We start from the raw sequence: 17764 nt of genomic DNA, 5'->3' as shown, positions 1-17764 counted from the left end.
GTTGGCTGAAAGGTGATGGGTCCCGTCATTACCCGAGAGGTAATCGACGTCCGGCACGCGGCCGGGCAGGGTGGTCGTACCGGGTCGCCGAGAGCGCGGCCACGGGTCCTGACCAGCAACGACCACCTCGATGGAGGCTGATCGCCATGTCCGCGAACACCGACCGTTACGAGATTGCCGCCGCCCGTTACTTCGAGGCCTGGAACGCGGGCGAGCCCGAGGAGTTGGCCACGGCGGTCGCCGCCGCGTGGGCCGCGGACGGAGGCTACACCGACCCTCTGGCCGACGTCAGCGGGCACGAACAGATCGCGGCCGTGATCGCGGGGGCGCACGAGCAGTTCCCCGGCTTCTCCTTCAAGCTCGCCGGCGCGGTGGACGGTCACCATGAAACCGCTCGGTTCTCCTGGGAGTTGGTGAGCGAGGCCGACGGTTCGGCGCCGGTGGCGGGCTTCGACGTGATCACACTGGACGCGGACGGGCGGATCCGTTCCGTGCTCGGTTTCCTGGACCGGCTGCCTGCCGGGGCCTGAGGGCCGGGCGTCCGCGATGAGTTTCCCCGCTCCCGGCGGTCTCTTGAGTACATGCGCACCGGGAGCGAGGAGACGATCATGGCGACGACCGAGAAGCTGGCCGAGGAATTCACGGCGGTCCTGCGCAAGAGCCCGAACGAGGGTGGGTGGAACTATCTGGTCTGGCCGAGGTCGGTGGAGTTCTTCGGCACCCGCGGGCTGGTCAAGGTCCGCGGCACGATCGACGGGCACCCGTTCCGCAGCTCGTTCATGGCGCTGGGCGACGGCACGCACAAACTGCCCGTGAAGGCCGACCTGCGCAAGGCCATCGGCAAGGCGGAGGGCGACCAGGTGACCGTACGCCTCGAAGAGCGGCTCATCTCCTAGCCGTTGCCTCCTCCCGGTACCGTCGCGGCGCCACACCGACCGTCCGCTTGAAGGCGTTGCTGAAAGCACTCTCGGAGGTGTAGCCGACGGAGCGGGCGAGTTCCGCCACGGGGGCGGTGTCCTGCCTCAGCGACCGGGCGGCCAGGCTCATGCGCCAGTTGAGCAGGTACGTCAACGGCGGGACCCCGGCCGCCTCCTTGAACCGTACGGCGAACGTGGTGCGGGACATCGCCGCCGCCCGGGCCAGCTCCTCCAACTGCCAGGGGTGGGCCGGGTGTTCGTGCATCAGACGCAGCGCCGGGGCGAGCCGTTCGTCGGCGAGGGCCCGCAGCCAGCCCGGCGGCAGCCCTTCCGCGTCGGTCAGGCAGACCCGCATCACCTGGACGAACATCAGCTGCGAGAGGTGGTCCGAGGCGAACTCGACCCCGGCCCGGCGCGTGGTCATCTCCGCCGTCAGCTGACCGATGAGCCAGCGCAGCGCCCCGGCCTCGGCCGCGTCCGCCCGTACATGGACGAGTTCCGGCAGGGCCCGGCGCAGCAGATCTCCGCGGTCTCGGCTCAGGTCGATGTGCCCGGAGACGCAGACCACGTCCGCCTCGCCGTCGCCGAGCCGGGCCATGCGGGTGACCGGGTCGACGGTGACGTCGGCGGAGTCCAGCGGCCGGATACCGGGCCGGCTGCACAGGACGTACGGCTTCGCGCCGTCGGAGACCACGATGTCCCCCTCGGCCAGCCGCACCGGTTCGCCGCCCGCCTCGCGCAGCAGCAGGCACTCGCCCCGCACGAGGGCGTTCACCTTCAGGCGGTCGCGGCCGCGCAGGTTGATCGCCCAGTCCCCGCCCGCCGTGAAGCCGCCGGAGAGCACGCTGCGGGCATCGGCGACGGCGAGGGCGTCGGACAGCGGGTCTGCGGACATGCTCGAACTATCACGCAAGTAATGCGGATCCTCAAGCATTCATCGTGCGGATCCGGCGTCCTACGGTGGTCCGGACGGTTCACATCGAGGAGAGATCAGACATGACCACCGCACAGCAGCCCGTGGGTTCCGGCTTCGGCGCCGCGTCCACCGCCGAGGACGTGATCGAGGGGATCGACCTGACCGGCAAGGTCGCCATCGTCACCGGCGGCTACTCCGGCATCGGCCTGGAGACGGCCCGCGTCCTGCGGGGCGCCGGCGCCGAGGTCGTCGTACCCGCCCGGGATCCGGAGCGGGCCGCCGCCGCGCTCAAGGACGTGCCCGGAGTGGAGGTCGAGCACCTGGACCTGCTGGATCCGGCGTCGGTCGACGCCTTCGCGGAGAAGTTCCTGGCGTCCGGACGGCCGCTGCACATCCTGGTGAACAGCGCCGGGATCATGGCGACCCCGCTGACGCGGGACGCGCGGGGGTACGAAGTGCAGTTCGCGACGAACCACCTGGGGCACTTCCAGCTCGTGGAACGGCTGTGGCCCGCCCTTGTGGCGGCCCATGGCGCACGGGTCGTGTCGGTCTCCTCACGGGGCTTCCGCTTCGCCGGCGTCGACTTCGACGACCTGAACTTCGAGCACCGGCCCTACGAGCCGTTCGTGGCCTACGGCCAGTCGAAGACGGCCAACGCGCTCTTCGCCGTGGAGCTGGACCGGCGCGGGCGGGCCGAGCGCGTACGGGCCTTCTCCGTGCACCCGGGCACGATCATCGACACCGGGCTCGCCAAGCACCTCTCCGACGACGTCATCCGTGCGGCCGGTGCCGTGGACGCGCAGGGCCGTCCGGTCCGCGATCCCGACCGGCAGCTGAAGACGGTCCCGCAGGGCGCGGCCACCAGCGTGTGGTGCGCGACCAGCCCCCGGCTCGACGGGCGGGGCGGGGACTACTGCGAGAACTGTGACATCAGCCCGCTGGTGGCCGCGGCGGACGAGGACACCTGGCGGGCCGGTGCGGAGACGCCCGGCGTCCTCGGGTATGCCGTGGACCCAGAGGCGGCGGCCCGCCTCTGGGAGGTCAGCGAGCGTCTTACTGCTTGATGACGGCGTCGATGCGGGCCAGTTCGTCGGCGTCGAAGTCCAGGTTGCGGGTGGTCGCGACGCTGTCCTCGATCTGCTGCGGGCTGCTAGCGCCGACCAGCGCGGAGGTCACCCGGCCGCCGCGCAGCACCCAGGCCAGGGCCAGCTGTGCGAGGGTCTGGCCGCGTCCCTTGGCGATGTCGTTGAGCGCGCGCAGCCGGCCCACCAGGTCCTCGGTGACCGCGTCCGAGTTCAGGAACGGGCTGTCGCTCGCCGCCCGGGAGCCCTCCGGGATGCCGTCGAGGTAGCGGGAGGAGAGCAGGCCCTGCTCCAGCGGGGAGAAGACGATCGAGCCGACCTTCAGCTCGTCGAGGGCGTCGAGCAGGCCCTCGTCCTCGGGGCGGCGGTCGAGCATCGAGTAGCGCGGCTGGTGGATCAGCAGCGGGGTGCCCAGCTCGCCGAGAATGCGGGCGGCCTCGCGAGTCTGCTCCGCCGAGTAGTTGGAGAGGCCGACGTACAGCGCCTTGCCCTGCTGGACCGCCGTGTGCAGGGCGCCCATCGTCTCCTCCAGGGGAGTCTCCGGGTCGGGGCGGTGCGAGTAGAAGATGTCGACGTGGTCCAGGCCCATGCGGCTCAGGCTCTGGTCCAGCGAGGACAGCACGTACTTGCGGGAGCCCCACTCGCCGTACGGTCCTGGCCACATCAGGTAGCCCGCCTTGGTGGAGATCACCAGCTCGTCCCGGAGACCGCCGAAGTCCGCCTTCAGCGCCTCGCCCAGCGCGGACTCGGCGGCGCCGGGCGGCGGGCCGTAGTTGTTGGCCAGGTCGAAGTGCGTGACGCCGAGGTCGAAGGCGCGGCGCAGGATGGCCCGCTGGGTCTCGACGGGACGGTCGGGCCCGAAGTTGTGCCACAGGCCGAGCGAGATCGCGGGGAGCTTCAGGCCGCTGCGTCCGGTGCGCCGGTAGGGCATGTCCGCGTAACGGTCGGGGTGTGCGGTGTACAACGCGACTCCAGAGGGGTTGGCACACGAGAAGACGGTTCCAGGGAACCGGGTACCCACTCTCGCGCGACCTGCGGGCAGTGGTCCAACAGGAGAATCCGATGAAACTCAGCGGCTAGGCTTCTCAATCATGGAACTGCGCCATCTCCAGCATTTCGTCGCGGTCGCCGAGGACCAGCACTTCACCCGGGCCGCCGAACGCCTTCTGGTGTCCCAGTCGGGACTGTCCGCCTCGATCCGGGCCCTGGAACGGGAGTTGCAGACGCCTCTGTTCGTGCGGACCACCCGCCGGGTGACGCTGACCGAGGCGGGGCGCGCCCTGCTGGGCGAGGCCGAGCGGATCCTCGCCCAGGTGCGGTCGGCGCACGAGGCGGTCGCCGCCGTGCAGGGGGTGCTGCGGGGCACGCTCGCGCTGGGCACCGAGCAGTGCATCGCGGGCGTGCATGTGGCGGAGCTGCTCGCCGCGTTCCGGCACCGGCACCCGGACGTCGAGATCAGGCTGCGGCAGGCGGGCTCGGGCGAGCTGGCCGAGGAGGTCGCGGCCGGGCGTCTTGACCTCGCCTTCGCCTACCGCACGCAGGCCGACACCGACCAGCTGCGCTCGGTGGCGCTGACCGCCGAGCCGATGACGGTGCTGTGCCATCCGAGCCACCGGCTGGCACGGGACGGCGCTGCCGTCACCCCGGAGGACCTCGGCGGCGAGGTGTTCGTCGACTTCCACCCGGACTGGGGCCCGCGCCGCACCACCGACACCGCCTTCGCCGCCGCCGGCGTCCGGCGCACGGTCGCGCTGGAGGTGAACGACGTGCACAGCCTGCTGGACCTGGTGGACGAGAACCTCGGTGTGGCCGTCGTGCCCCGGCACTTCCGGCACAAGCGGGACCGGCTCACCGCGCTGCCCGTGAAGGGCACCGGCGAGACGGTCTACGAGACCGTTGCCCTGCTGCCCCCGCCCCAGGCGACCAGTCCGGCGGCCAGGGCGCTGATGACCCTGCTGGAGACGGACAGGCTGGGAAGAGGGGGACCGGAAGAGGGGGCCTAGCACCACCCCCGGAGGGTGTTCACCCCTCCTGACCGGGCCCGTTCCGGATCGCAGACTCGTGACTGTTCCTCACGACAACTGCGATCAGGAGTACCGGACATGAGCGACCACACACGACGGAACGTGTTGCGCGGCGCGGCGGCGATCACGGCGGCCGGCGGGCTCATCGGCACGGGAGGCCTCCAGGCGTCGGCCGCTTCCCGGCAGCCGCAGCCGGAGATGACGACACGTCACTTCCCTTTCCTGGAAGGCGCGTTCAAGCCGGTCACCGAAGAGCTGACCGCCTTCGACCTGCCGGTCACCGGGCGCATCCCGCGCGACCTCGACGGCCGCTACCTGCGCAACGGCCCCAACGTGCTGGGCCTGGAGGATCCGCGGGCCCACCACTGGATGCTCGGCGACGGCATGGTGCACGGCGTGCGGCTGCGCGACGGACGTGCCGAGTGGTACCGCAACCGGTGGGTGCGCTCCTCGCAGGTCGCGAAGAAGCTGGGTGAGCCCTACCCGCGCCCGGTGCCGCCGGACGACTTCCCCTCCAACACCCATGTCATCCCCTACCGGGGCCGGATCCTGGCGCTGCAGGAGAGCGGCCCGCTGCCGTACGAACTGGACCACGAGCTCAACACCGTGGGCACGTACGACTTCCGGGGCACGCTGGAGGGCGCCTTCACCGCGCACACCAAGTTCGACGCGGTGGCCGGCGAGCTGCACGCGATCGCCTACTACCCGACCTGGGACCACGTCCGGCACCAGGTCATCGACCACACCGGACGAGTCGTACGCACCACCCGGATCCCGGTGGCGGACGCCCCGATGATGCACGACTTCGCGCTCACCGAGAAGTACGTCGTGATCTTCGACGTGCCCATCACCTTCGACATGGCGGCGGCCGAGCGCGGCGACCTCGTGCCGTACATCTGGAACGACGAACATCCCATGCGCGTCGGCCTGTTGCCGCGCAAGGGCGGCGCCGTCCGCTGGTTCGAAGTGGATCCGGTGTACTACTCGCACACCCTCAACGCCTACGACGAGGGCTCGTCCGTGGTCGTCGACATGACGACCTACCCGGCGCCCTTCCACGTCGCGGGACGCGGCGCCGACGGCCCCTACGGCGCGGGCACCGCCTCACTGGAGCGCTGGACGATCGACGTGCCGGGCGGCCGGGTGCGGACCCGCACGATCGACGACCGGCCGCAGGAGTTCCCGCGCGTCCGCGAGGAGTTGGTGTCGCGCCGGCACCGGTACGCGTACACGGCGGCGTCCGCCGAGATGACGGCGGCCTACCTGGCCGTCGACGGCAACCCGCCGCCGGACAGCGCCTTCAGCAACGCCCTGATCAAGCACGACCTGTTGCGCGGATCGACCCAGATCCACCGGTTGCCGCGTGGCGCGGCGGCGGGCGAGGCCGTGTTCGTGCCGCGCCGGGGCGCCAAGGCCGAGGACGACGGCTACGCGATCGCGTACGCGCACAATCCGGACCGCGGGGCGGCCGACCTGGTGATCCTCGCGGCGCAGGACTTCACGGGCGAGCCGTTGGCGCGGATCCATCTGCCGGGGCGGGTGCCACTGGGTTTCCACGGGAGCTGGATTCCGGACGCGTGAGCGATCGGGATGCGCGAGGGTGGGGGCATGCATGCAAAGGACATCCTCATCGACTCCTACGGCCGCATCCAGGAAGAAGTCCACAACACGGTCGAAGGGCTGGCCCCCGACCTCCTCAACACCCGTCCCTCGCCCGACGCCAACTCCATCTCCTGGCTGATCTGGCATCTCGCCCGCGTCCAGGACGACCACGTCGCCGACGCCTTCGGGCTGGACCAGGTCTGGCTCACCCAGGACTGGGAGAAGCGGTTCGCGCTCGACCTGCCCCGCGACGACATCGGATACGGCCACAGCGCCGCGAAGGTCGCCAAGGTGCGGGTCGACGACGGCGAACTGCTGACCGGCTACTACGACGCCGTCCACGCGCAGACCCTGACCGTGCTGCGGGATCTGGCCGCCACGGACCTCGAACGCGTCGTGGACGAACGCTGGGACCCGCCGGTCACCCTCGGCGTACGGCTGGTCAGCGTCCTGTCCGACGATCTCCAGCACGTCGGACAGGCGGCCTATCTGCGGGGGCTGCTTCAGAGCGAGGCCGAGTAACCCGGCAGGACAACGTCCTCGATCAGGGACCTGCGCTCGTCGAACGGGATGAACGCGCTCTTGACCGCGTTCACCGTGACCGTGCGCAGGTCCTCGACTGCCCAGCCGGCCTCATCGACCAGCAGCGACATCTCCCGGGTCATCGTCGTACCGGACACCAGCCGGTTGTCGGTGTTGAGGGTGACCCGGAACCCGAGGTCCTTCAGGGCGGTGATCGGGTGCTCGGCGATGGAGGTCGCGGCGCCGGTCTGGAGGTTGGACGTCGGGCACATCTCCAGGGCGATCCGGCGGTCGCGCACCCAGCCGGCGAGCCGGCCGAGCTTGCCGTCGACGATGTCCTCGGTGATCCGGACGCCGTGCCCGATGCGCTGGGCGCCGCAGACCTGGAGCGCCTGGTGGATGCTGGGCAGTCCGTGCGCCTCACCGGCGTGGATGGTGAAGGGCACGCTCTCGCGACGCAGCCGCTCGAAGGCGTCGAGGTGGTCGGCGGGCGGGAAGCCGTCCTCGGCCCCGGCGATGTCGAAGCCGACGACACCCGCGTCCCGGAACGCCACCGCCAGGTCGGCCGCCTCACCGACCCGGTCGAACATCCGCATCCCGCACAGCAGCGTGCCGACCCGCACCGGCGTGCCCGCGGCCGCCGCCTTGGCCATGCCCGCCGCGAGCCCCTCCTGGACGGTCTCGACGACCTCGGCGAGGGTGAGCCCGCCCTTGGTGTTCAGCTCGGGGGCGTAGCGCACCTCGGCATAGACCACGCCGTCCGCCGCCAGGTCGAGGACGTACTCCTCGGCCGTGCGCAGCAGGCCCTCGCGGGTCTGCATCACGGCGAGGGTGTGCTCGAAGGTGGCGATGTAGCGCACCAGGTCACCGGAGTTCGCGGCCTCGAAGTACCAGGCGGCCAGCTCGTCGGGGTCGGTGGTGGGCAGGGTGTGACCGATCTCCGCCGCGAGTTCGACCACGGTGGCGGGGCGCAGGCCGCCGTCGAGGTGGTCGTGCAGGACGGCCTTGGGCAAGCGGCGGATGACGTCGGCGTCTATGCGCGTAGAAGACATGTGGGGTGGTTCCTCGGTCGTTCGGTGAGCGGGGGCGGGTCAGGCTGCAGGCTGGAGCAGGTCCCAGCGGTTTCCGTACAGGTCCTGGAAGACGGCGACCGAGCCGTAGCTCTCGTGCCGGCGTTCCTCCAGGAAGGTCACTCCGGCGGCGAGCATCCGGCCGTGGTCGCGGGCGAAGTCGTCGGTGTGCAGGAAGAACCCGACGCGTCCGCCGGTCTGGTCCCCGACCCTGGCGCCCTGCGCCTCGTCCTTGGCGCGGGCCAGCAGAAGCCCCGTGCCGGTGCCGTCCGTCCCGGGCTCGACGACGACCCAGCGGGAACCGTCCGGCCGCGCCTCGTCCTCGGCCAGCCGGAATCCGAGGGCCTCGGTGTAGAAGCGGATCGCCTCGTCGTAGTCGTCGACGACGAGGGTGACCAGGGCGATGCGTCTCATCGGGGCCTCTCGGTACAGGTACGGGCGCAGGCGATTGACGGGTGAGGTTATACGTAAAACGCCGCGCACGACAAGTGTATGCCCCGCGGGTCGTCCGACCTGCGGGGCAGCCTGGGAGAAGGGCAGGTCAGTCGGCGTAGAACAGCCTGGCGGGAGAGTCGACCAGGATCTGCCGGCGGTCGGCCTCCTCGGGTGCCCAGTCGGCGAGGAGGTTGAACAGTTCGCCGGTGTCCCGCTGCCCGTCGGTCAGGTGCGGCCAGTCCGATCCCCACACGAGGCGGTCGGGTCGGGCCGCCACCAGCGCCCGGCCCAGCGGCTCGACGGTGGACAGCGGCTGGTCCTTGGCGATGCGGTACGCCCCGGAGAGCTTGATGTAGCAGCTGCCCCCGTCCAGGACCCGCACCAGCCGGTCGAAGTCCGCCCGGGTCAGCCCGTCCGACTCCTTCATGTATCCCATGTGGTCGATGACGAAGGTGTCCTCCAGATCGGCGAAGAACGGCAGCAGATCCCGGACGACCGTCCCCGGTGTGTAGAACTGCAGGTGCCAGCCGCGCGGACGCGCCCGGTCGGCCATCCTGCGGACGTAGGCGATGAGATCATCGGTCGGCCAGGACGCCCGCGCGAACAGGTCGAGCCGGATCGCCCGCACCCCCAGCTCGTGGTACTCGTCCAACTCCCTGTCGGTGGCGTCCTCTTCGATGCGTACGACACCGCGGCAGCGCGGACCGACCTTCTTCAGGACGTCGACGAGCAGGCTGTTGTCGGTGCCGTAGTACGTGGGCTGTACGAGGACCATGCGCTCGATGCCGAGCCATTCGGTCATCCGCAGGTACTGCTCGAGCGTCCCGTCGGGGAATCCGTACAGGGGGTCGGGGACCGTGGGGAATCCGGGCTCGAAGACGTGGAAGTGGGTGTCGCAACTGTTCGGTGGCACCTCGAACTTGGGCTTGGTGTTGCTCTCCGCGGCGCGCATGGGGGTCGGCTGGGGAAGGTCTGCGGTCATCGTCGGTCCTGACTGTCGGGGGAACCGGGGAGGCGCGAGGGCTACTGGGGACGGAAGGTGGAGAGCGCCCGCTGGGCGTGCGCGTGGGCGGCCTCGAAGAGGAAGGCGCTGTCGGTGCCGGTGATGCGCAGCGGGCTCACGCCCAGGGGGACGAGGCTGCCGAGGAGCGCCGGGTCGCCGATGCCGCCGAGCACCATGAGCTTGCCGTGCTTGAGGCAGGCGTTCGCCAGCGTCTCCACGGCGTCGCGGACGCGCGGGTCGTCGTACTGTCCCGGCACGCCCAGTTCGGCGGTGTAGTCGTTGGCGCCGAGGGCGAGCATGTCGACGCCGTCGAGGGCGGCGATCTCGTCCGCGTTGGCGATGCCGGCCGGTGTCTCCAGGAGGATCTGCACGATGGTGGTGTCGTCGAGCGCGGGGTTGAGGTCCCGTGCGGGTGTGGGGCGCATGCCCAGTTGGGGGACCATGTTCGTCTGGGAGCGCTGACCGCGGGGTGCGAAGCGGCAGGCGCGGGCTACGTCACGTGCCTCGTCGACGGTCTCGATGCGTGGCGCGACGATCCCGTGGGCGCCGCCGTCCAGAAGGCGGCCGATCATTCCGTACTCGCGCTCGGGGACCCGGACCAGCGCCGTGAGTCCGAGGCCGTCGGCGGCCGTGCACAACTGGGCGGCGGTGTCGGTCGACATGGTGGAGTGTTCGAGGTCGACGAGGATGCTGTGGTGACCGCTGGAGCGGGCGATGTGGACGACCTCCAGGGTCCGGCCGGTGCGGACGGTGAGCATGAGGGTGGGTTCGCCGGCGTGCAGGCGCTCCAGGAACCCTTCGGAGGAAGGGAGTTGAGGCATGGGTTCGGTCGCTTTCGGGTCAGGCCGCCGCGGAGACGGAGCCGTAGGCGGGGTAGGGCTCGTCGTCGAGGCCGGGGACGGTGAGCGCGCGCGGGTCGTTGCCGTGCTCGATGAGCTGCTGGGCGGCGTAGTCGGTGACCGCGCCGGACAGCAGTTGGCGAGGGTCCTCCATGACCAGGCGGAGCCGGGTGACGAGGGTGAACCAGTCCTTGGGCGAGCGGATGCGGGGCTGTTCGGTGATGACCTCGTCGGCCCGTGAGACCGTCCGCTCGCCCAGGAGTCCGGGTCGGTCGTCGCCGGGCGAGAACGCCGGGTAGCCCTCGAACATCGACCCGCCCAGCTCGACCGTCACCCTGGTACCGGCCCACAGTTGCCGCAACACCGGCTCCAGGGCCCGCACTTCGCTGAGGTCGCCCCCGGTGGGTGTCGCGAACCCGCGGGCGTGCGGGGCGATGTAGAGACGGTCCAGCGGGAGGGTGTGCCGGGAGGCGGCCAGGACGGTGCCGGCGACGCCGTTGGTGCGCCAGGTGACACCGGCGGTGGGGCGTCCGATCTGGCCGACGACGACCACCATGGTGCGGGCCCAGTCGATGTCCTGGTCGTCGCACCAGGCGATGAGCCGGTGCGCGTTGTCCATCCCGACCAGGAAGAACGTGGCGACCATGATCCGGTTGAAGGACACCGGGAGGTCGGGGTGCCCGTCCTCCAGGTACTCCTCGCGCAGCGTCCGGTGGTCGAGGCAGGACGGGTCGGTCAGCGCGCGGACGAGGTATCGCTCGGTCACGGCGCAGGCGTAGTCGACCATCGTGGCGATGGACTCCTCGCGGCCCCGGTGGGTGACGGCCGCGATGCGGTCACGCCACAGTGCGGTGCTGTTGGCGGCGCGGGAGCGTCGTACCTGATGAAGCAGGTTCTCGGCGTCGGCCCGCCACACGCCTCGGGGGTCGTGGCGGTGCAGTTCGACGAGCGAGGCCAGGGCCGTGCCCAGGTGGGAGACGGCGGCCAGTTCCTTGAAGCCGCGGTTGCTGAGCCGGTAGGGCAGGACCGTCGGCGGCCGTCCGTCGCCCGGGTACAGGGCCATGTCGGCGCCGGTGACCACCAGCAGGGGATCGCGGGCGTGCGCCTCGGCCGCCGCCGCGCGCAGGTGCGCTCCGATGGAGTGGGGGCCGGCGGTGTACGCGGTGAACAGGTCGATGAGTTCGCGACTCTCGTGTTCGGACAAGTCGATCTCTCCTTCGCGGGGCGGGCGCTTCGGTCCGCGCGGCGGTGGACCGTCGGCGGGGCGGCGGCTTGGGTCGGCGAAGCGGTGGGCTTCCAGCAGGGCGGCGGCTTCAGTCGGCGAAGCGGTAGACACGGCTCTCGGCGGCGAAGCGCAGATCGGCCGTCAGCGCGTTGGTCTGCACGATCAACGGGCCCGTCGCGCCCGGGAGTACGGCGATGTCGGTGCCGCCGGTCGTGGGGAACTCCTCGACGACGTCCAGTCGGTCACCGTCCCAGCGGTAGAGCTGTGACATCAGCGCGGAGGTGGGGTCGGCCGGTGTGCCGTGGATGAAGTTGACCCGGATCAGGTAGAGCGCGCGGTCGGTGCGCAGCAGGGCGAGTTCGCGGGCGCCCGCGCCGGTGAGTTTCTGGTGCTCCACGAACCGGTCTGCCGCGGGGTCCCAGCGCAGGACCTGCGAGCCGTCGTCGATACGGGCCACCACGAGGTACGTCCCGTTGCCGCCGGGGTCGTCGAAGGTGGCGAAGGCCCGGCCGGCCGCGTCGGCGAGCGTCTGGTGCGGCACGAACCGTGAACCGTCCCAGCGGTACAGGACGCTGGGGTCCACATGGTCGGCGTGGGCGAGCATGACGTGGCCGCCGACCGTGAACGCGTGCCAGTTGTAGCCCCAGCGTGAGGGGATGTCCTGGAAGTGGGTGAAGCGGGTGCCGTCCCATTCGTGGATGACGGAGGGCCGGTTCTGCTCGGCGAGGTGCGGGAGCGCGACTCCCTGCGCGAGGGCGAGGAAGTGCCGGCCCCCGACGGTGAAGTGCTTCCACTGTTTCGCGGCGAACCCGTCGAAGGCCTGGAAGGGCACGAACCGGATGCCGTCCCATTCGTGGAGCATGGAGTTGATGGCGTACTCGTACGGCCCGGCGCCGTTGCGGATGCTCGCCACCGCGAGGAAGGAACGGTCCCCGATCGTGAAGAACTCGGCGTCCTCGCCGCCGGGGTCCGGGAGGCTGCCCCAGGGTTCGAACCGGTCGCCGTCCCGGCGCAGCAGGAGCGTCTCGGTCTCGCTGTCGCCGCCGTTCATGTGGGCGGGGGTGCCGGGGATGTCGTAGGCGAGTTGGGGGATCGCGAGAAGTTCCAGGCCTCCGACGGTGAAGGGTTGGGCAGCGCGGGCGCCGGAGGCCGGGATGGTCTGGATCAGGTTCAGGTGGGTGCTGGTCATGACGCTTCCTGCCGGGGTGGGGCTCCGAAGAACAGTTGGGCCATGTGCGGGTCGGCGAGCAGGGCGTCGGCGGCGCCGGTGTGCAGGACGCGGCCGCCCTCCATGACGACGGCGTGGTCGGCGAGGGTGAGGCCGAAGCGCACGTTCTGCTCGACCATCAGGACGGTGACGCCCGCCTTGTTCAACGTGGTGACGGAGTCGGCGAGTTGTCTGCTCGCCTTGGGGTCGAGGCCGAGGGTCGGCTCGTCGAGGAGGACGACCTTGGGGCGCAGCATGAGGGCGCGCGCGAACTCGACGGTGCGGCGCTGGCCGCCGGACAGGGACGCGGCCTTGTCGTCCGCGCGTTCGGCGACGAGCGGGTACAACTCGGCGATCTCCTCGTACCGTTGCCGGTTGCGCGCACGCTCCTTGCGGTTGACGTACGCGCCGAGCATCACGTTCTCGCGCACGCTCAGGGACGGGAACAGCCCGTGGTGCTGGGGCACTTGGACCACTCCGCGGCGCAGGATCTCCGCGGGTGGGCGGCCGCCGATCTCCTCGTCGCCGAGCAGCACCCGGCCCGCGCGCGGGCGCAGCAGTCCGCTGCACGCCTTGAGGACGGTGGACTTGCCCGCGCCGTTGGGTCCGACGATGCAGGTGATGGCGGATTCGGCGGCGGTGAAGTCGACGCCGCGCAGGATGTCACCGGCGCGTCCGTAGCCGACCACCAGGTCCTTGAAGGTGATCATGCGGTGGCTCCCGAGGTCGCCGGGTTGGTGCCCGGTCCGGGCGAGTGGTCGCCGAGGTAGGCGTCCAGCACGGCGGGGTCCTGCTCGATCCGTCCGGGCGGCCCGCTCGCGATGACGTGCCCCTGCGCCAGGACGTGGATGTGGTCGCACAGCGACAGCACCAGCGGCATGTTGTGCTCGACGATCAGCACGGTCGTGCCGGCCTCGTCGAGTTTGCGGATGATGTCGCCGAGCCGTTCCACGAGGGCCGGGTTGATGCCCGCGGCCGGTTCGTCGAGCAGGAGCAACTCCGGCTCCAGCATCAGCGATTGGGCGAGTTCGACGAGCTTCTGCTGCCCGTACGACAGGTCGCCCGCGCGGTGTTCGGCGTAGGCCGCCATCCCGACGAAGTCGAGCCATTCGCGGGCCCGTTCGGCCTCTTTGCCGCTGATCGCCGAGGCGGCGAGACCGGTCGTGGAGAAGGAGCGGCTGGGCACGGCAAGGTTCTCCAGCGCGGTGAGCTGCGGGAAGACCCTGGTCGCCTGGAAGGTGCGGGCGAGTCCCGCGTGCGCCCGCTGCCAGCGCGGCAACCGGTCGATGCGCCGCTCGCCCAGGTGGATGGTGCCGTGGTCGGCGGTGAGGGAGCCGTCGAGGAGGTTGAACACCGTGGTCTTTCCCGACCCGTTGGGCCCGATCAGGCCGGTGATCGAGCCGCGCTCGACGGTGAACGAGCAGCCGTCGACGGCTCGTACGCCACCGAAGGACTTGCTCAGGTCCGTCACCCGCAGCAGCGGCACTTCGGCCGGCGCGGGGGCGCGGTCCCTCACCAGGACGGCGGCCGGCAGATGGGCGGGCACGGGCGTCAGCCGGGTGCCGGCCTTCGCCTGCGGTCCGGTGCGGCGCCGGCGGGCCAGCCAGTTGGCTCCCTCGGTAAGGACGCCCTTGGGGAAGAACAGGACGATGGCCGCGAGCAGGGCCCCGTAGATGATCAGCCGCCAGGAACCGGCGTCAGGACCGCTGAGGGTCTGGTTGGTGAACTGGTTCAGCGGCTCCAGCATGAAGGCGCCGAGCACCGGCCCCCACAGTGTGCCGACACCGCCGAGGTGCGCGGCGAGCACGATCTGCATCGCGATGATGATGTCGAACATCGCCGCCGGTTCGAGGAAGGCGATGTAGTAGCCGTAGATCCCGCCGGCCACGCCGATCGGGAAGGCGCTGGCGGCGAAAGCGAACATCTTGTAGCGGTCGGTGCGCAGTCCGATGCCGTCGGCCTTCGACTCGTCGTCGCGCAGCGCCATCAGGCCGATGCCGAACTTGGAGCGGCGGATCGCCCACGAACCCCACACGGTCAGCGCGAGCAGGGCCAACAGGTAGTAGTAGAAGGGCCAGTTGAGATAGGCGCGGTCCCAACTCGGCAGCGGCAGCGCGAGGCCGTGGTTGCCGTTGGTCAGCGAGCCCCAGTTGGAGACCACGAGGGACATGAACTCCAGGAAGGCGAAGCTGATGATGACGAAGGCGATGCCCCGGGTGCGTCGGCCGACCAGGCCGAGCACGAGCGCGGAGGCCGCCGCGACGGCGCCGCCCACGGGGGCCGCGAGCAGCGGGGAGACGCCGGTGTGGATGGACAGCAGGGCGGTGGTGTAGGCGCCGACGCCGAGGAAGGCGCTCTGACCCAGCGAGATGTAGCCGGCGTAGCCGGAGATGATGTTCCAGCCGGACGCCATGACGGCCAGCAGGAACGCCATGATCGCCATGTTCTGCACATAGGCGTTGTCGTTGACGAGCGGGAGGACGGCGAGGCCGACGGCGGCCAGGCCGATTCCGTAGATGCGCAGGCGGTTGATGGTCATGCGCGGCTCATGTCCTCTCGCAGCCGGGCACCCAGCAGGCCCTGCGGGCGGACCACGAGCACCACGATGATGGCCAGGTACGGGACTCCCGCGGCCCAGTCGGGGGCGATGTAGGTGGAGGTCAGCGACTCGGCGAGCGCGATGGCGAGCGCACCGAGGACGCTGCCGGCGAGACTGCCCATGCCGCCGAGCACGATGATCGACAGCCCGAGGCCGATCCAGTGGTCGGCCGAGCTGGGCATGAACGGGTACAGCACGCTCAGCAGCGTGCCGCCCGCCCCCGCCGCCGCCACGCCCAGCGCGTAGGCGGCGGCCCATACGGTACGGACCTCGATGCCGATCAGCCGGGCGCCCTCCGCGCTGGACGCGGTGGCCTGGATGGACCGCCCGAGCCAGGTGCGCCGCAGCAGCAGATACAGCCCGGTGAGCACCAGGGCCGCGACCAGACAGGCGTACACCTGGGCCTGCGGGAACCGCAGCCCGAGCACCGAGAAGGACCGGTTCGCGTAGCCGGGGGTGACCGACTTCGGTTCGTTTCCCCAGATCAGCGCGATGACGCCCTTGATGACGAGGGTGAGACCGAAGGTGGTGACCAGGGCCATCGAGGGATCGGTAGTCCGCGACCGCTCGATGAAGACGTAGTACGTGACCCAGCCGACGACCAGCAGACAGGGCGTCGTGATGAACACCAGGAGCAGCGGGTCGATGCCGGTGGCCTCCCACAGGGTGTACGTGAGGTACGCGCTGAGGATGAGCATGCCGCCCTGGGCGAGGTTGACGACCTTCATCACGCCGAAGATCAGGGTCATGCCGGAGGCCGCGAGGGAGTACACGCCCCCGATCAGGAGTCCCAGGATCAGCGTCTGGAGCAGTTCGCTCACGAGGACCACCCGGGCTTGGGGTTGACCACCGTGTCGACGGTCTTCTGGCTGGCCGGGGCGACGAACTCGAACTTCCCGCCCTGCCACTGGGCCAGCAGCATGTTGCCGTCGGGCACACCGCGCTCGTCCCACTTCAGCGGACCCACGATGGTCTGCACGGTGTGCGAGTGCAGCCAGTCGGCGAGCTTGCCCTGGTCGAGGCTGCCGACGGCCTCGACCGCGGCCTCCAGCACCTGGCCCGCCGTGTACGCATTCGCCGCGTCGTCGCCGGGGGCCGCGCCGTAGGCCTTCGTGTACGCGGCGACGAACTCGGCGTTGCCCTTGTAGTCGGCCTTCGGGCTCCAGGCCGCGGAGGTGAAGATGCCCTCGGTGTTCTTCTCGCCGATCGCCTTGGGGTAGGAGCCGATGAGGCTCGGGGCGTTGGTCTGGAACATCATCTTGGGGCTGAACTGCTGCTTCTGCAGCGCCTTGACCAGGCCCGCGCCGTCGCCCGCCGTGACCGCGCCATGGATGATCAGGTCGGGCTTCTTGCGGGCGACGGCGCTCGCGATGGGGTCGAAGTTGACGGTCTCGGGCGCGTACTTCTCGCTGTAGACCGTCTTCACCCCGAGCGCGGTCAGCTCCTTGCGGAACTGCTCGATGGTGACGTCGGTGTTGGGGTCGTCCTGGGTCGGATAGGCGGCGGTCTTGGGCCGCTGGTCGGCCGGCAGCGACTTGATGTACTGGACGAACTGGTCCGGCAGGTCCAGCGAGGTGCTGGGCTGGGCGAAGAACAGGTAGTCGTAGCCGCGGGTGAAGATCTCCTCGGCGCCACCGGAGGGCTCGACGTAGAGCATCTTGTTGCGCTCTGCCACCGCCGAGGCCGGCAGGTTGAGCTTGGAGGAGAAGGTGCCAAGCAGCAGGTCGGAGCGCTCCTGGCTGATGAGGCGGTTGTAGTTGGTGACGACGGTGTTCTGGTCGAAGCCGTCGTCCAGCACTTTCAGCTCGACCTTGCGGCCCAACAGGCCGCCCTTCTCGTTGAGTTGGTCGAGCCACACCTTGTAGCCCTCGTACGCCGGCTTGGAGGCGTCGGCGACCGGGCCCGACAGCGGCAGCGAGGCGCCGATCTTGATGGCACCGCTGCTCGATCCCGTCCCCGAGCCGCACGCCGTGGCGAGCAGCAGCACCGCCGCGGTCGCGCTGAGCAGGGCGGTGGGTCGTCCGCTTCGGCCGAATCCTGGCATGACATTCACCTCGAATTGGTGATCGTGATGGCGAGACGGAAGGCGGCGACCGGAAGCGGTGACGGCTCGTCAGATTCGGTTCCGGAGGCGACCGTTGGCGCTTGTCCCGTGCGCGTTGAGCGTCTCCCCGGACGTGCGGACACGCCCGGTGATGAGTTCTTCGACCAGGGCCGCCGCGGGCGCCCTTGCCGCTGATGTGCAATGTATACATTGCACGCGAAGACTCGACAAGGGCTCGGACAAGGGTTGCCGCAAAAGGCTTCGCCGATCTTGCGGGTG

18 protein-coding genes are annotated in these 17764 nt (G+C 70.3%); 6 read left to right on the top strand and 12 right to left on the bottom strand.

Going from position 1 to position 17764, the window contains the following annotated elements:
• Nucleotides 1-146 precede the first annotated feature (146 nt).
• Nucleotides 147-530 (top strand): nuclear transport factor 2 family protein, encoded by a 384-nt coding sequence (locus ACIQI8_RS25480; RefSeq protein WP_402354838.1) that lies wholly within the window; start codon nucleotides 147-149, stop codon nucleotides 528-530.
• A 78-nt stretch (nucleotides 531-608) separates the two neighbouring features.
• Nucleotides 609-896, top strand: a complete 288-nt coding sequence (locus ACIQI8_RS25475) for a DUF1905 domain-containing protein (protein ID WP_402354836.1) — start codon at nucleotides 609-611, stop codon at nucleotides 894-896.
• On the opposite strand, the gene ACIQI8_RS25470 is transcribed toward ACIQI8_RS25475, so the two are convergent.
• Nucleotides 886-1812 (bottom strand): cupin domain-containing protein, encoded by a 927-nt coding sequence (locus ACIQI8_RS25470; protein WP_402354834.1) that lies wholly within the window; start codon nucleotides 1810-1812, stop codon nucleotides 886-888. The two genes, ACIQI8_RS25475 and ACIQI8_RS25470, sit on opposite strands and share 11 nt — an antisense overlap.
• Nucleotides 1813-1913: 101 nt before the next feature.
• Between ACIQI8_RS25470 and ACIQI8_RS25465 the strand changes: the two genes are divergently transcribed.
• Nucleotides 1914-2897: an oxidoreductase gene (locus ACIQI8_RS25465; protein ID WP_402354832.1), complete on the top strand. Its 984-nt coding sequence runs from the start codon at nucleotides 1914-1916 to the stop codon at nucleotides 2895-2897.
• On the opposite strand, the gene ACIQI8_RS25460 is transcribed toward ACIQI8_RS25465, so the two are convergent.
• Nucleotides 2887-3879 carry an aldo/keto reductase gene (locus ACIQI8_RS25460; RefSeq protein ID WP_402354830.1) on the bottom strand — a complete coding sequence of 331 codons (993 nt, stop codon included), beginning with the start codon at nucleotides 3877-3879 and terminating at the stop codon, nucleotides 2887-2889. The genes ACIQI8_RS25465 and ACIQI8_RS25460 overlap by 11 nt on opposite strands.
• 127 nt (nucleotides 3880-4006) lie before the next feature.
• Between ACIQI8_RS25460 and ACIQI8_RS25455 the strand changes: the two genes are divergently transcribed.
• The 3 genes from ACIQI8_RS25455 (at nucleotide 4007) to ACIQI8_RS25445 (ending at nucleotide 7063) form a co-directional block, all read left to right on the top strand.
• Nucleotides 4007-4918, top strand: a complete 912-nt coding sequence (locus tag ACIQI8_RS25455; RefSeq protein ID WP_402354828.1) for a LysR substrate-binding domain-containing protein — start codon at nucleotides 4007-4009, stop codon at nucleotides 4916-4918.
• A 99-nt stretch (nucleotides 4919-5017) separates the two neighbouring features.
• Complete coding sequence (locus ACIQI8_RS25450; RefSeq protein ID WP_402354826.1) at nucleotides 5018-6520, top strand: carotenoid oxygenase family protein; 1503 nt, start codon at nucleotides 5018-5020, stop codon at nucleotides 6518-6520.
• 27 nt (nucleotides 6521-6547) lie between these two features.
• The gene (locus tag ACIQI8_RS25445) at nucleotides 6548-7063 is read left to right on the top strand and encodes a DinB family protein (RefSeq protein WP_402354824.1); all 516 of its coding nucleotides are present in this window, start codon (nucleotides 6548-6550) and stop codon (nucleotides 7061-7063) included.
• Here the strand turns inward: ACIQI8_RS25445 and ACIQI8_RS25440 are convergent.
• From ACIQI8_RS25440 to ACIQI8_RS25395, 10 genes are all read right to left on the bottom strand, one after another.
• Nucleotides 7045-8115, bottom strand: coding sequence for an adenosine deaminase (locus ACIQI8_RS25440; protein ID WP_402354822.1), 1071 nt, complete (start codon nucleotides 8113-8115; stop codon nucleotides 7045-7047). The genes ACIQI8_RS25445 and ACIQI8_RS25440 overlap by 19 nt on opposite strands.
• Nucleotides 8116-8154: 39 nt before the next feature.
• Entirely contained in the window at nucleotides 8155-8547 is a 393-nt protein-coding gene (locus ACIQI8_RS25435; RefSeq protein ID WP_402354820.1) for a VOC family protein, read from the bottom strand.
• Nucleotides 8548-8674: 127 nt separating this feature from the next.
• A complete protein-coding gene (locus ACIQI8_RS25430) occupies nucleotides 8675-9550 on the bottom strand; it encodes an amidohydrolase family protein (RefSeq protein ID WP_402354818.1) in 876 nt (291 codons plus the stop codon).
• Nucleotides 9551-9591: 41 nt separating this feature from the next.
• On the bottom strand, nucleotides 9592-10392 hold the full coding sequence (locus ACIQI8_RS25425) for an HpcH/HpaI aldolase/citrate lyase family protein (RefSeq protein WP_402354816.1): 801 nt from the start codon (nucleotides 10390-10392) through the stop codon (nucleotides 9592-9594).
• A gap of 19 nt (nucleotides 10393-10411) precedes the next feature.
• Entirely contained in the window at nucleotides 10412-11614 is a 1203-nt protein-coding gene (locus tag ACIQI8_RS25420) for a DUF5624 domain-containing protein (RefSeq protein WP_402354814.1), read from the bottom strand.
• A gap of 109 nt (nucleotides 11615-11723) precedes the next feature.
• Nucleotides 11724-12824, bottom strand: coding sequence for a hypothetical protein (locus ACIQI8_RS25415; protein ID WP_402354812.1), 1101 nt, complete (start codon nucleotides 12822-12824; stop codon nucleotides 11724-11726).
• Nucleotides 12821-13552 (bottom strand): ABC transporter ATP-binding protein, encoded by a 732-nt coding sequence (locus tag ACIQI8_RS25410; protein WP_124001319.1) that lies wholly within the window; start codon nucleotides 13550-13552, stop codon nucleotides 12821-12823. The genes ACIQI8_RS25415 and ACIQI8_RS25410 overlap by 4 nt, the downstream gene beginning before the upstream one ends.
• A complete protein-coding gene (locus tag ACIQI8_RS25405; RefSeq protein ID WP_402354810.1) occupies nucleotides 13549-15381 on the bottom strand; it encodes an ATP-binding cassette domain-containing protein in 1833 nt (610 codons plus the stop codon). The genes ACIQI8_RS25410 and ACIQI8_RS25405 overlap by 4 nt, the downstream gene beginning before the upstream one ends.
• Nucleotides 15378-16262: a branched-chain amino acid ABC transporter permease gene (locus tag ACIQI8_RS25400; RefSeq protein WP_124001317.1), complete on the bottom strand. Its 885-nt coding sequence runs from the start codon at nucleotides 16260-16262 to the stop codon at nucleotides 15378-15380. The genes ACIQI8_RS25405 and ACIQI8_RS25400 overlap by 4 nt, the downstream gene beginning before the upstream one ends.
• Nucleotides 16259-17485 (bottom strand): amino acid ABC transporter substrate-binding protein, encoded by a 1227-nt coding sequence (locus ACIQI8_RS25395; RefSeq protein WP_402354808.1) that lies wholly within the window; start codon nucleotides 17483-17485, stop codon nucleotides 16259-16261. The genes ACIQI8_RS25400 and ACIQI8_RS25395 overlap by 4 nt, the downstream gene beginning before the upstream one ends.
• Nucleotides 17486-17764 lie beyond the last annotated feature (279 nt).

The organism is Streptomyces sp. NPDC092369 (assembly GCF_044755245.1).
In the GTDB taxonomy this organism is placed as follows: domain Bacteria; phylum Actinomycetota; class Actinomycetes; order Streptomycetales; family Streptomycetaceae; genus Streptomyces.
The sequence above is the reverse complement of the archived record's forward strand: the minus strand, read 5'-3'. Positions and strand labels throughout refer to the sequence as shown.